Annotated in this window: 20 protein-coding genes; 14 read left to right on the top strand and 6 right to left on the bottom strand. The window is 24.9% G+C overall.

Annotation, left to right across the window (positions count from 1 at the left end):
• Positions 1-8 precede the first annotated feature (8 nt).
• The 4 genes from AAHM88_RS01500 to AAHM88_RS01515 all read right to left on the bottom strand — a co-directional run bounded on the left by AAHM88_RS01500 (position 9) and on the right by AAHM88_RS01515 (position 1,432).
• Entirely contained in the window at positions 9-197 is a 189-nt protein-coding gene (locus AAHM88_RS01500; RefSeq protein WP_342263025.1) for a hypothetical protein, read from the bottom strand.
• Positions 198-250: 53 nt separating this feature from the next.
• Positions 251-589: a hypothetical protein gene (locus AAHM88_RS01505; protein ID WP_342263026.1), complete on the bottom strand. Its 339-nt coding sequence runs from the start codon at positions 587-589 to the stop codon at positions 251-253.
• 80 nt (positions 590-669) lie between these two features.
• Positions 670-822, bottom strand: a complete 153-nt coding sequence (locus AAHM88_RS01510; RefSeq protein WP_342262484.1) for a hypothetical protein — start codon at positions 820-822, stop codon at positions 670-672.
• A gap of 307 nt (positions 823-1,129) precedes the next feature.
• Positions 1,130-1,432 carry a replication/maintenance protein RepL gene (locus AAHM88_RS01515; protein WP_342262483.1) on the bottom strand — a complete coding sequence of 101 codons (303 nt, stop codon included), beginning with the start codon at positions 1,430-1,432 and terminating at the stop codon, positions 1,130-1,132.
• Between the two features lie 714 nt (positions 1,433-2,146).
• Between AAHM88_RS01515 and AAHM88_RS01520 the strand changes: the two genes are divergently transcribed.
• The 14 genes from AAHM88_RS01520 to AAHM88_RS01585 all read left to right on the top strand — a co-directional run bounded on the left by AAHM88_RS01520 (position 2,147) and on the right by AAHM88_RS01585 (position 10,450).
• Complete coding sequence (locus AAHM88_RS01520) at positions 2,147-3,568, top strand: Mbov_0401 family ICE element transposase-like protein (protein ID WP_342263027.1); 1,422 nt, start codon at positions 2,147-2,149, stop codon at positions 3,566-3,568.
• A 572-nt stretch (positions 3,569-4,140) separates the two neighbouring features.
• Positions 4,141-4,467 (top strand): hypothetical protein, encoded by a 327-nt coding sequence (locus AAHM88_RS01525; protein ID WP_342262621.1) that lies wholly within the window; start codon positions 4,141-4,143, stop codon positions 4,465-4,467.
• Positions 4,468-4,469: 2 nt separating this feature from the next.
• Positions 4,470-4,691 (top strand): hypothetical protein, encoded by a 222-nt coding sequence (locus AAHM88_RS01530; protein ID WP_342262620.1) that lies wholly within the window; start codon positions 4,470-4,472, stop codon positions 4,689-4,691.
• Positions 4,691-4,852 (top strand): hypothetical protein, encoded by a 162-nt coding sequence (locus tag AAHM88_RS01535; RefSeq protein WP_342262619.1) that lies wholly within the window; start codon positions 4,691-4,693, stop codon positions 4,850-4,852. The genes AAHM88_RS01530 and AAHM88_RS01535 overlap by 1 nt, the downstream gene beginning before the upstream one ends.
• Before the next feature lie 3 nt (positions 4,853-4,855).
• A complete protein-coding gene (locus AAHM88_RS01540; protein WP_342262618.1) occupies positions 4,856-5,086 on the top strand; it encodes a hypothetical protein in 231 nt (76 codons plus the stop codon).
• 11 nt (positions 5,087-5,097) lie between these two features.
• Entirely contained in the window at positions 5,098-5,232 is a 135-nt protein-coding gene (locus tag AAHM88_RS01545) for a hypothetical protein (protein WP_338968593.1), read from the top strand.
• Positions 5,233-5,252: 20 nt separating this feature from the next.
• On the top strand, positions 5,253-5,498 hold the full coding sequence (locus AAHM88_RS01550; RefSeq protein WP_338967504.1) for a hypothetical protein: 246 nt from the start codon (positions 5,253-5,255) through the stop codon (positions 5,496-5,498).
• Positions 5,499-5,522: 24 nt separating this feature from the next.
• Positions 5,523-6,506 (top strand): hypothetical protein, encoded by a 984-nt coding sequence (locus tag AAHM88_RS01555; protein WP_338967126.1) that lies wholly within the window; start codon positions 5,523-5,525, stop codon positions 6,504-6,506.
• 6 nt (positions 6,507-6,512) lie between these two features.
• Positions 6,513-6,797: a hypothetical protein gene (locus AAHM88_RS01560; protein ID WP_338968736.1), complete on the top strand. Its 285-nt coding sequence runs from the start codon at positions 6,513-6,515 to the stop codon at positions 6,795-6,797.
• A 2-nt stretch (positions 6,798-6,799) separates the two neighbouring features.
• Positions 6,800-7,048: a hypothetical protein gene (locus AAHM88_RS01565; RefSeq protein ID WP_215826579.1), complete on the top strand. Its 249-nt coding sequence runs from the start codon at positions 6,800-6,802 to the stop codon at positions 7,046-7,048.
• Positions 7,049-7,069: 21 nt separating this feature from the next.
• Positions 7,070-7,462: a hypothetical protein gene (locus AAHM88_RS01570; RefSeq protein WP_342262533.1), complete on the top strand. Its 393-nt coding sequence runs from the start codon at positions 7,070-7,072 to the stop codon at positions 7,460-7,462.
• Between the two features lie 43 nt (positions 7,463-7,505).
• The gene (locus AAHM88_RS01575) at positions 7,506-7,712 is read left to right on the top strand and encodes a hypothetical protein (protein ID WP_342262532.1); all 207 of its coding nucleotides are present in this window, start codon (positions 7,506-7,508) and stop codon (positions 7,710-7,712) included.
• Positions 7,713-7,727: 15 nt separating this feature from the next.
• Entirely contained in the window at positions 7,728-9,908 is a 2,181-nt protein-coding gene (locus AAHM88_RS01580; RefSeq protein WP_342262531.1) for a hypothetical protein, read from the top strand.
• Between the two features lie 41 nt (positions 9,909-9,949).
• Positions 9,950-10,450, top strand: coding sequence for a hypothetical protein (locus AAHM88_RS01585; RefSeq protein ID WP_342262530.1), 501 nt, complete (start codon positions 9,950-9,952; stop codon positions 10,448-10,450).
• Positions 10,451-10,729: 279 nt separating this feature from the next.
• On the opposite strand, the gene AAHM88_RS01590 is transcribed toward AAHM88_RS01585, so the two are convergent.
• Together AAHM88_RS01590 and AAHM88_RS01595 are read right to left on the bottom strand one after the other, a co-directional pair.
• Complete coding sequence (locus tag AAHM88_RS01590) at positions 10,730-11,848, bottom strand: hypothetical protein (protein WP_342263028.1); 1,119 nt, start codon at positions 11,846-11,848, stop codon at positions 10,730-10,732.
• Positions 11,799-12,659, bottom strand: coding sequence for a hypothetical protein (locus AAHM88_RS01595; RefSeq protein ID WP_342263029.1), 861 nt, complete (start codon positions 12,657-12,659; stop codon positions 11,799-11,801). The genes AAHM88_RS01590 and AAHM88_RS01595 overlap by 50 nt, the downstream gene beginning before the upstream one ends.
• Between the last annotated feature and the right edge of the window lie 39 nt (positions 12,660-12,698).

Consider the following 12,698-nt stretch of genomic DNA (forward strand, 5'->3'; position numbering starts at 1 on the left):
ACCTCACTTTATTTTTTAAATTTTTGGCATTTATAGAATTTTCTAAGCGTTAATCATTCTGAATTTGAAATAGTGAACTCTTGTTCGCATCTAATACAATCAATAATTATTTTTCCATTAAATCTTGCTTTTGGTTTTGAATAATCTTTTTTTATGATAATCACCTCGCTTTTTTTGCTTTTAATTTTATTTTTCATAAAATTAATATCTAATAAGTAGGTTAAAAATAAATAAACCGAAAAACCAATTCTTAACGAACTGGCTCTATATTTCTTTCTGACTCTTTTTGTCAATTAATATCAGATAAATGATTTACCACTGTATAACCAAATTTATCTTCAACATAATTTTCTATAATTTCATTTCACGATTTTTCTTGCAATTCTTTAAACTTTTTGGTTAAATATTCATCAATATCTTTTATATAATCTATCATTCCGCTTGATCAACAATATCCCGTTCAATATTGTTCTAAACCAAATTTATATCAAAAGTTTTCTTTTTCTTCATGATCGGTATTTTTTGAAATTAAATCCGTTATTTTATAATGATCTTTTATATTATCTGAATCTTTTATAACTAAATACATGTTTTATCATCCTTTCTTTTTTATTTATCAGAAATAAAAAACCAACTAATTTTAATAAATAGTTGGTTTAATTTATTTTTTTATCTTATTTGATTTAAAATATTTTCAATATTGTTAACTTTGTCAATTAAAGCTTCCATAATTTGTTCTAAATTATTTAAATTGTTTTCTGTTGTTGTTTTAATTTCGTTAATTAAATCGCTAATCGTATTTTTGATATTATTTTCAACCATATATATTTTCCTTTCCTCATTTGTTTTTTTTATTGATAGAAGGAGAGAGATTAATTAATCTTCTTATCTTTTTTCCTTTTTGTTTATTATTAGTTATTTGTTAAATAAATTCATTGCTTGTCTTCATTTAGGCATAGTTTCCCTTAGGAATTGGTTTAATTAATCACTTGCGACTACTCTTCTGCCCCATGTAGTACTAATTTAATTAGTTGATTAACCTTACAGATATCCTCCCACTCCGTTTATTTTTTAGTGTTCCAGCTTGACCACTTTGTGAAATTTCTTACATTTATCTATACCTATTATTCTAATTTTTGATATTAATAATTTTTCATTTATTTTGTTCAAAAACTAATTTTTTAATAATTAAATGATTATTTTGGCATTGCAAAGTTAAAAGCCAAAGGTTAGCATTTATTTTTTGTTTATTAATAAATTCTAACCTTGCCAAACAATGCCGAGCATATTTTTTATAATATCAACCGTCTTTTTTATTTTTGGTTAATTTTGTAAAGTACTCATTGATATAACACTGACATTTGTTAATTAGTGTTGATTTATTTTTTACTTTACTTTTAAACTCTTTTTGACAGAGTTCTTTTAAAGACACTCGTAAAACCTCCTTATAAATAGTAAGATTTCTAAAATTTTTTTATTGTGGAACACTCACCCTTTAACCATTGCAGATTAAAGATTTATCCCTAAACCACGATAACTCTTTTATATTGCCTAAAAGAATTGCCTACATTGTGTCGTAGCGGTACGGCCACCCCTATATTGTTTATCCTCGCTTGCTTGGTTTAACGACATTCCAAGTAGGAGAGTTTTATTTAGTTGGTCTTGCTATTATTTTTTTAAACTAAGCAAGGTTAACGACAATTTTAACCTAATTAAAAAAGATAGAATTTTATTTCTATCTTTTTCTTAGTTTTTGGAAATTTTATACCAACCGAATATTTTACGCGGTCTTATCAAAAATTTTATAAATAGTAAGATTTCACAAAGTGGTCAAGCTGGAACACTAAAAAATAAACGAAGTGGGAGGAAATCTGATAAGGTTAATCAACTAATTTAATTAGTACTACATGGGGCAGAAGCGTAGTCGCAAGTGATTAACTAAACCATACCTAAGGGAAACTATGCCTAAAAGAGGATAAGCAACAAAGTTATTTAACAAATAACTAGTGAAAAAAAAGAAAGATAGTAAGATTAATAAATTTTTCTCTTTCTATTAATAAAAAATATGATTACGATTGCTGACAAATTATTTTAAGCAGTATATGATTTCACTATCATTAAATGATGATTTATAGGAGAAAATTATATGTTGAATGTTTTTAACACTATTGATTTTAGAGAAAAAGTAAATATTGATGTTAATGAAGTAGGAAAAAGATTAATATTAGAAGAATGAGAAAGCACTGATCAAGAATTAAGAAAACAAAATTGCAATGGTCAAAATGGTTATATTATGTGAGGGAAAAGACCTTTTACAGAAAAAACAGAGTATGGCGATATTACTTTTTATAGAACATTATTTCGTTTTTACAATAAAGATACTAATAAATATGAATTTGTTTTTTTATTTGATAAAAAAATTGGGAGAAAAAAATGAAGTAGAATTAGCATTTTTATTAAAATAGCAATTTGAAAAGAAATGGATAGTGCTAAAAGACAAAGAGATATTAAGGATATGTATCCAAAATTAAACATATCCAATATGACAATCACAAATATTAATAAAGAGGTTAATTTTGATAAATTATTTAAAGAACAATTAAAAACAAAGACAGAAAAAATAAATGTTCAAACACCATATTTATATGCTGGAGTTGACGATTCTTTTAGTAATTTAACAAAATATAAAAAAATAGAAAAAAACATGTTTAGAGTAGCATATTTCCATACTGGATATGATGAAATAAAAAGTACTAAAAACAAAAATGTTTTAAGAGATAAAAAGATTTTTATTGTTATGAAATCAGTAAAAAATAAATATTATCTTATTAAAAAATATAAAAAAGAATTTTTACATTTTTTAAATCAAAATTTTAATATTGAAAATTGTAAGTTAACGCTGGCAGGTGATGGAGCAACATGAATTCAAAAATTCGCTAATGAAATTGGTGCAATTTATATTTTAGATGAATTTCACTTAATGAAAGAATTAAAAACAATAGTTCCTTATCGAAGAAGAAAACTTACCAAAAATTTAACTGATAACGAAAAAATAAGAAAACAAATTTATTTAGATATGAATAAATTATTGAAAAGTGGCGACCCTGATGAAGCGATAAAATATTTAAAAAATTTAATAAAAATCAAGAACATTAAAGAACATCCATTTTTGAAAGATAAAAAAGAAGATATAAAAAAATTTATTAATTATATTAATAAAAGAAAAGATGGGATTAAGGTTTATAAAGAAGATTGATATAAAGGGTCTTGCACTGAATCACAAATTTCACATAATGTCAAATGATTAAAAGGATATGGCTCTAAATCATATAGTGAAAAAGTTTTCAAAAATATGATTGCAATGAAAATGGCGAAAGAAAACGGGGTTAATTTAATTGAGTTTTATCTTAATAAGTTAAATAAAAAATTGCAAAGAGAACATAATTATTATTTTAAAAATGATGCTAATCACCTACAAAAAGAACATAATTATTATTTCAAAAATAACGCTAATCACCAATTTTTAATAAATAAAAATGTTTCTCAACAAGCAAGCGTGTTTATTTAAAATATAAAACAATTCAATAAATATTTATTAAATAATTTTATAAATTATTATTTTTGTTTTGTAATGGACGCATAAAGTTTTGTTAGGTGGGAAAATATTTGAATAAGTATTAAGACAGTCAGCAATGATTGTCTTTTTATTTTATAAGATGTTAAAAATTTGTTCTTTGAAAATTAAATACAAGTGAGTTAATAATGTTGGTATGTATTAAAGCACGATAAATTGTGGGTGGTCGCCATAACCAAAAGAAGTTTACCAGTTAATAGATAACATCCTATTAGCTATAGCAATTTGTTTCGTTTTGCAATAAAAAAATGAATGGGTGGATTTCCTAAAAATATACACGCTATTAAATTAGTTCCAAGGGTAGGATGCGGATATTAAAGTGTAGAAATTTCTATATAGGGATATACTAAGTTTAAAATTATTAAAATCTTTATCTAATTAAAAAAACAAAATTTACTAACAAAGCTTGTTAAACACTTAAATCTGCGATATATAAGTGTTTAAAAAACTAAGTTAACTAACTTAGTTAATATAACTTAGTTTATTCATAAGAAAGGTAATTTATTATGAAAAACATTGAAAACATTTTCTTAAATACTAAAAAATATCTTTTAAAAGAAACACAAAACGCAATGTTTATTAAAGCACCAAAAATTCCGTGATTTAATGAACAAATCGGCATTTGGTTTCCAAAGCGATTTGTTTATAAAGGAAAATATGAAAATTCTATTTGCATCGGAATAATAAAAGATAGTAAATATCAAGTAATTTCAGTTAATCAACAAGAGCAAGAAACCAAGTGAATTAAAGGACAAGAATTATTAGGCTTCTTCATTGCCGAAAAAGAAAACAACAAAAAAGATATAAATTATAACTATTTTAAAGGAGTTTAAAAATGAATATTGCGATTGGAATAATATTTATTATCATTTGCATAATGTTATTGGCATATTTTGCTTATAAAATTTATGCCAAAATAAAAATGCGAATTAAATATAAAAATGCCATTAAAAGTAATACTGGTAATTTTACAAAAGACGAAAAAGTATTTATTGCTCGCTTTGAAGAATGAGTTAAAGCTCCTAATTCAAAAGAAAATAATGAGAATAAAAAATAATGTTTTGAGAAATTATTATGGAGTTCTTAAAACTGTTTGTTCCGATAGAAAAAATGCCTGTACAAGTTGCGTTTATTGCCGGATTAATTATTATCATTACTTTTCTTTTCGCCTTAATTTCAATTATGTATTTACCAATAAAAATGATTTTTGGGAGATAAAAAATGACAATAAACTTAAAAGAATTTAATTGAGAACAAATTAAACAAACTTTCTGAGATTTATTTATTCAAATTACAACGATTCCAGCTCATATTACTGGTAGCGAAGAAATTAATTTAACCGAAAAACCACTTTGACTTTTAATAGCAAATATTGCTTTTTGATTATTAACAGCGATTATGGTGTGATTTATGCTAATGCTACTTTGAAAAACCATATCAGTATTTAGATAGAAACAAAATTAATGTCGCGAAGTTACATTGTGATGCATTCACAAAGAAATTCAAAATTAATTAGGAAAAAATACAATCGTGTTAAGGTTAATCGTGGTTTTAACAAATTTAAGAAAAACTTTGAATATAAATGATGAATGTTTTAAAAAGAAAGGGGGTGATTTATATGATTGGAACTTTCTTGGCCGATGCACCAGCAACAGTAGAAAAAATAACAGCTAGTGACGCGATGACTAAATTATGAAATGCGATTATAACAGCGTTTACTAAAATGTGAGAAATTATTGCCGTTAATATGCCACAAGTCGGTAACTTCTTTGCTGACTACTGAATATTCATTTTTCCATTTATTTTGGCAATATTCTTTATTTGCTTTAAAATGTTTGAAAAATTACTTGGAGCGGTACGCTAACAAAAAAATAAAGTGAGGTGCAAGATGAAATTTTGCAAATGAATAATAGAAAAAAATAACCATTTTATTGAATTGAATCGCACCTCATTTTTAATTTTATGACATTGAGGAGCAATTTGATATATTTACAACGGTTATTTTAAAAACATTGTGAGCTATTTATTTTTAGCAGGTTGTATTTTAATTTTCATTTTTAAAATCAGTAATTTAACACAAATTAACAAAGTTATTAATTTCTTAAAAAACTCACCGTTAAATATTGTTATTGGTTCATTAGGAACTGGAAAAACTGCTTTTCTAGTATATGCATCAAAATTATTAAAAAAGAAGAAATATCACATCGCATCAACATTTCCATTACTAGAAACCCAAAAATTAAGTTTAGGACATATGGGATTGTTAGACTTTGATTATCCGGTATTGCCAGACAAAACCTTACTTTTGTGAGATGAAACCAACTTATTTTTAGAAGGAACTGATTGAGAAAAAAATAATACTAAAAACGAAGAAACCGGTATTCAAGAATATTTCGCTCTAGCACGACATTTTGGTCATATTGTGTTAGCTAGCGGTCAAAGAGATAAACATATTTGAGTTAAAGTTCGCGATATTGCTAATAATGTGATTGTGGGCATTCGCAAAAAACCTGTTAATATTTTTCGCCCCTATTTAAAAGTCATCTATGGCACCTTTACGAGCATTGAAGAATATGAACGCTGACGAAACACCTTAATTGATGCTAAAAATAGTAAAAAGGGTCGTCGCATTAAATACCGTGATATTCCTGAACTTGATATTTATTTTTTTAAACTAAAAATTCCTCTGCCAATATTAAACACTTACAATTCTTTTTACCTAGCATTTTTAAGAGATTACTTAAATTCAAAAGTAAATCCTGATTATGAAGACAAATACTATACTGATACAGCAATTGATTTAGAAGACTTAGAATACTTAAAAATGGATAAATTTAGCAAATTTTTAAGAAAAATGAAAGAAAAGGAATAATAAAAAATGGAAAATCTCGCAAAAATGGCCGACTTTCTCGCTCAAATGCTTTATAAAGTTTTTGACTTAATTTGAAGTTTAGAAGTGCCGGGAACGAATATTCAACTAATATTTCCTCTATTCTTAACACTGGCTGTAGAATTTCTTATGGCAATTATTCTTGGATTTGGTAGTCAACAAGTTAATTTGGAAAAACAACGCCAATATGCGGTTAAAAATAAAGGTCGTTTAAGTGCCTGAGGAAAAGCTAAAAAACAAATAAAACCAATAAAAACAAAACAAGGGAACTAACAATGTTTAAACTAATTATTATTTTTATCTTAATAACTGTTCTTGGATTATTGGCTGGTAGTCATTTTGAAACTTTAACGAACTATATTAGCGAGGGACTTGCCAATTTCCAAAAGTTTATTACTAGCAATTTAACAATTTTAGAACTATTTAAACCAATGGCTCGGACATTTTCGCAACACCCAATTTTTACCATTCTTGGTGTCACTTGTGTACTTATTGCTTTATTTATTGTGATTAAAGGACGATAAAAATATGAAAGGAAAATTAAAATGAAGAAACTTTTAGGAAAATTATTTAAAAAAGATAATTCAAAAGAAAAAATGCCATTAAAATTAAGAATTAAAAATTCTTTTAAAAAGCAGTGGTTAAAAATAGTATTAAGTATCATTTTCATTTTTATAAGCTTATTACTTTGTGCATTAACAGCAATTGATACTAAATGAATAACTGGAACAAGTAACGAATTTAATGAGTTTATGAATAAAGAGATGGTTGATTTCTTTGGCAAGTTCAATAGTGGTATTATGCTAGCAGGAATATTTGTTTTTTGATGAGGCGGAGCAATATATTTTGCAATTAAATTTGAAAAATTCATCCGCTTTATTATTCAGAAAATTAAAGCAAAAAGAACCTTAAAAAATGAAATCAAACAAACTAATTAATTCTTTAAAAAAATATTGATGGAGAATTTTACCTTACATTTTTATGATTATTATCTTTTTTATTCCATTTTTAAAATTGGAAACTAATGATTTGAAATTATTATATGAAAAATTTGAAGTATTAATTTCACTTATGATACTAGGATATTTAGATATATGCATTACAATAGCAGTAGTTATAAACTGTAGCATTGAGTGACTTATTAAAAAAATCAAAACCAAAAGAACAATGAAAAATAAAATATTTTAAAAAGGAGTGATAAAAATGTTTATGAAAATATTTACCGTGTTAATTATTAGTTTCAATAACATTTTTACCATTCCCCAAAATATTAATAATGACGAAATAACAACACAATCACTAATTAGAAACAAAAGACAAAATAACCAAATTTACGAAAAAGAAGTTAAACTTGAAAATTTAAAAGAAGTTGAAATTGAGAATATTCAACAGCATCATGATGAATTAAAAATAATAATAAAAGTTCCTATAAATATAAATAAAAAAAATCTTGAAGAAGTACTTAAAGAAAGACCAAAACCAACAAATGATAAACTTGAATTTATAACTCCTGCTTTTTCAAAAAACAATGAAATAAGAAAAAATATTGAAGATTTAACAGGAAAATATGGCAAAATAATTAACCAAAATAACAATAGAAAAACATACAAAATCCAAAAGTTTATCCAATTAGAAATGACAATAAATTACTATGATCACTCAAGCGGATATAGAATAGAAATAAATCCTAGAAAAACATTTATCATTAAAACAGAAAAAGATACAACCGACATTGATTTGCCAGAAATAACCAAAAAATTTGATGGAAACCATAACTATAACGATGTTGTTGATAATCTTGATTATTTAATGATTCATCGCGGTGATTTTGACAAATTCAATTATTCTTATCTTTATTGAACACCAGTATTTAATTTCATTGACACCTTAGAAAAAGGTTATTACAAAGAATTTACGATTAAAAATCACGGCTTTAAAGACGAGAGCTATTTTTATCATAAGACTTCAACTATTTTACCAAATTCAGAAATAATCGACCCTACAAATGCAACCAAAATTGAAGTTATAAAAAAAATTAAAAAAAGACTTAATGAAAAAATTAACAATCTTGCTGGCGTAAATAATGCAATTGAAGGCATCGACTATAATACAGAAATTAAAGATAATGACAACAATTACTTAGACGATAGCACTACTTTTGATTTAACAACAGACAATGTCGCTGACAGAACATTTACCGTTAAATTCACCGCAATTGAAACGAGCACACAATTGCAAGGAACAAATACGATTAAAATGGTCATTCCGAAACAAGATGATAACAACGATAATGTCCTCAAAATTAAGGCATTTAATAAAACCCTAATTGCTGGAAATAACTATTTACAATTATTACACGGTGAAAATGAAATATGAAAATATGACACCACAAGAGCTAACGATTATTACCTAATTAAGTACCTTTTCGGAACCTTAAATTACCTCAATGTTAAATTTAGTTTTCTACGATATGACCCCGATTTAAAAAATGATATTTACCTATATTTTAAAAATAACATTCCTAGTATTAACAACAGCGATTACAAAAATGTTTTTGATGAAATCTATGAAATTCTTGGCAATTTCTTTGCTAGTTTATTTTATGCGACTTTTGATATGGACGAAAAAACTCATACCGAAATTGATTTTAAGGGTATAGAAAACTATAAGAAGGATTATTTTATTCAAATAGGTTTCTTTTATCGTTCATTAATTACCTTTTATCCCAAAAAATACTTAGTAAATATTATAGGAAACTCAGAATTATTACTAAGAAGTTATTTCTTTACTTTTGACAAAAAAATGCACCAAGAGAATTACAATGCTATTAACAATACCAATAGCATTTATCAAATTAATTTTAATGTCCTTAAATCTTACGACAATAAACTAATTACCTTGCCAACCAGCAAGACTGCTAACAGTATTAATTATCTCAATACCGATATTGATATTCGTTATGGTATTAATATTTTTACCTTAACTTTTCCACTTTATCACAAAGGTAATATTTCTAACTACAATTTTAAAATTTATGACTTTAATGTATTAAATTCAACAGCCTTTATCCCTGATGGTTCAAATAACAGTGAATGAGACGATTTAATTCCACCAGCAAATTGCAAATATTCGGGACGATGAATACCAACATTTAATGATATTGGTTGTGCCATTCAAAATGCTGGTATCAAAATGATAAACTGAATACTGACAGCGTCACAAATCATCACGATTTTACGACCATTAGCAATTATTGCAAAAGCAACAGTTAACTTTTCAACCGATATTTTTCCAGTTTTTAAAACAGTACCAGCTTTTTACTATACCTTCCAATTTTTAATCGGTTTTGCCATTTTTCTAATGATTTTAAGAATTTTCGTGTAATATATATATATATATATAGAAAAAATAAAGAAGTTAAAATTATGAAATTTTTAAATATACTAACTCTCTTGGAATTAGCAACATTATTCATAACTGGTTGTAATAATAAAACAAATAAATCAATAACACCACCAATGATTAAAAATCAAATTTATGAAAAAGAAGTTAAACTTGAAAATTTAAAAGAAGTTGAAATTGAGAATATTCAACAACATCATGATGAATTAAAAATAATAATAAAAGTTCCTATAAGTATAAATAAAAAAAATCTTGAAAAAGTACTTAAAGAAAGACCAAAACCAACAAATGATAAACTTGAATTTATAACTCCTGCTTTTTTAAAAAACAATGAAATAAGAAAAAATATTGAAGATTTAACAGGAAAATATGGCAAAATAATTAACCAAAATAACAATAGAAAAACATACAAAATCCAAAAGTTTATCCAATTAGAAATGACAATAAATTACTATGATCACTCAAGCGGATATAGAATAGAAATAAATCCTAGAAAAACATTTATCATTAAAACAGAAAAATAAGTTAACTAAATTTAAAAACTGTTAAAATTACTACCCTAAAAGGTGGTTGTCTATGATGACAATACTCTTAAACAACTAAGCAACTTTTCATTTTTTATATTTTAATAAAATAAGAAACCAGTAATTAATTAAAATTACTGGTTTGAATATTTTTCTTATTTTTCACAAGAAATTAAACATGGTGTACTTGCTCCAATTAAAGTTATTGTTCTAAATAGCTAATATCGTTTTTATAAAACCTTATACTATAGTAGTAACTGTATTTGTTTTTACCGGCCCTTATCTTTCTGATGAAAAAAATGCTTCACCGTTAAATGTTATGTTATCATTGTTTTTATCTATAGTAATTTCATTGGGTAATAAACTATATTTTTGTAAAATTTGCATTACTTCTGTAATTGATAATGTAACTACTTGTTCTTTATTGTTATCATCAATTATTTTGGCAGTAATATTTCCTGTAATTTTTTGTTTTAAATTTAATATAACTTTAGATGTAATTATTCTTACTGGATAAGTAATTTTTAATTTTTCATTGGGATTAAGTTCAAATTTATCAGCGGGTACCTTAAAAATACTTAAAATCATTTCTTGTTCTTGTTTATTTGTGTTTGATAAATCAAATTCATTTGATAATACATTAATGATTTTAGAATTTTTATTATTTATATTTGTAAAATCTGTTAATTTCATTTCATCATCAGAATTTATGTTTCAACCATTTAATTTATTTTCTTGTTTTGTTTTAGTTAATCCTGTTGTAATTTGAAATACTAATTTTGATTTTGAATTATATTCACAAGTGGGTACATTAAATGATCTTGTATTTGGAGTTTTATTGATAATTTCTCTATCAGAACATACATTTTTAGGAGCATTAGATCATAAAAATGAATTTTCTCTTTTTGTTATTTCAGTATTTGAAAAATTTAAATTATTAGTATCAATATATTTTATTTCTTTAAATTTTAAATTAGGGTTTTCATCACGAAACTTAAAAAATACTGCTCTTTTAATTAATTCATTTAAATTAATAGCATTAATTTCATCTTTATTTTTAATTTTATAATTAACAGTAACTTCACCAAAATATTTACCATTGTCTTTTGCTTTAATTGTAGCTGATGTATCTGTTTTATTAATAATTTCTAATTGTGATATATCTAAATTAGGATTTAAATAATTTAATTCATTTAAAATAATTTCATCATTAATAATGTTATTAAACCGTAAATTATTTATTTGAATAATAATATTTAAAAGCATTTTAGTTTTAGTTATTGCAAATACATTACCACTTTTTTGTTCAATTATAATAGAAATAACTGCTTCATTTATTCCATTAATTTTAATTAAGTTTGATGAAGGAAGGTCTTGATTTAAAATATAATCCATCATCTGTTGCAAAATAAGTAGCACCAGCAACTGTAGACTTAATATTTCTGTCATGGATTGCAATATCATTAACTTGCCCTTTTATTTCGCTAATTTCTATAGCATCATAATTGTTTGGTTTATCTTCAATCAAATAAATTTTTTTATTTGCAGATATTGCGTAAGCTTCTCCTGTTGATTGAGAAATTATAATGCGATTAACCTTGTTATTTATTCCATTAATTTTAATTAAGTTTGATGAAGGTCTTGATTTAAAATATAATCCATCATCTGTTGCAAAATAAGTAGCACCAGCAACTGTAGACTTAATATTTCTGTCATGGATTGCAATATCATTAACTTGCCCTTTTATTTCGCTAATTTCTATAGCATCATAATTGTTTGGTTTATCTTCAATCAAATAAATTTTTTTATTTGCAGATATTGCGTAAGCTTCTCCTGTTGATTGAGAAATTATAATGCGATTAACCTTGTTATTTATTCCATTAATTTTAATTAAGTTTGATGAAGGTCTTGATTTAAAATATAATCCATCATCTGTTGCAAAATAAGTAGCACCAGCAACTGTAGACTTAATATTTCTGTCATGGATTGCAATATCATTAACTTGCCCTTTTATTTCGCTAATTTCTATAGCATCATAATTGTTTGGTTTATCTTCAATAAAATAAACTTTTTTATCTAAATTTTTTAAATTATTTGTTTTTAAATAACTGATTTCACTTTTTGTTGAAGTTGGAGCGTTTCCGACAATTCCTGACATTCCGCTTCCGGCCATTGTTATTGTGCTTAATAAACTGAGTAATTTTTTCATATTAATTAAATTCCTTTCGTGAATTTTTACTAATTAATA

Source organism: Spiroplasma endosymbiont of Dromius quadrimaculatus (assembly GCF_964031155.1).
In the GTDB taxonomy this organism is placed as follows: domain Bacteria; phylum Bacillota_I; class Bacilli_A; order Mycoplasmatales; family Nriv7; genus Nriv7.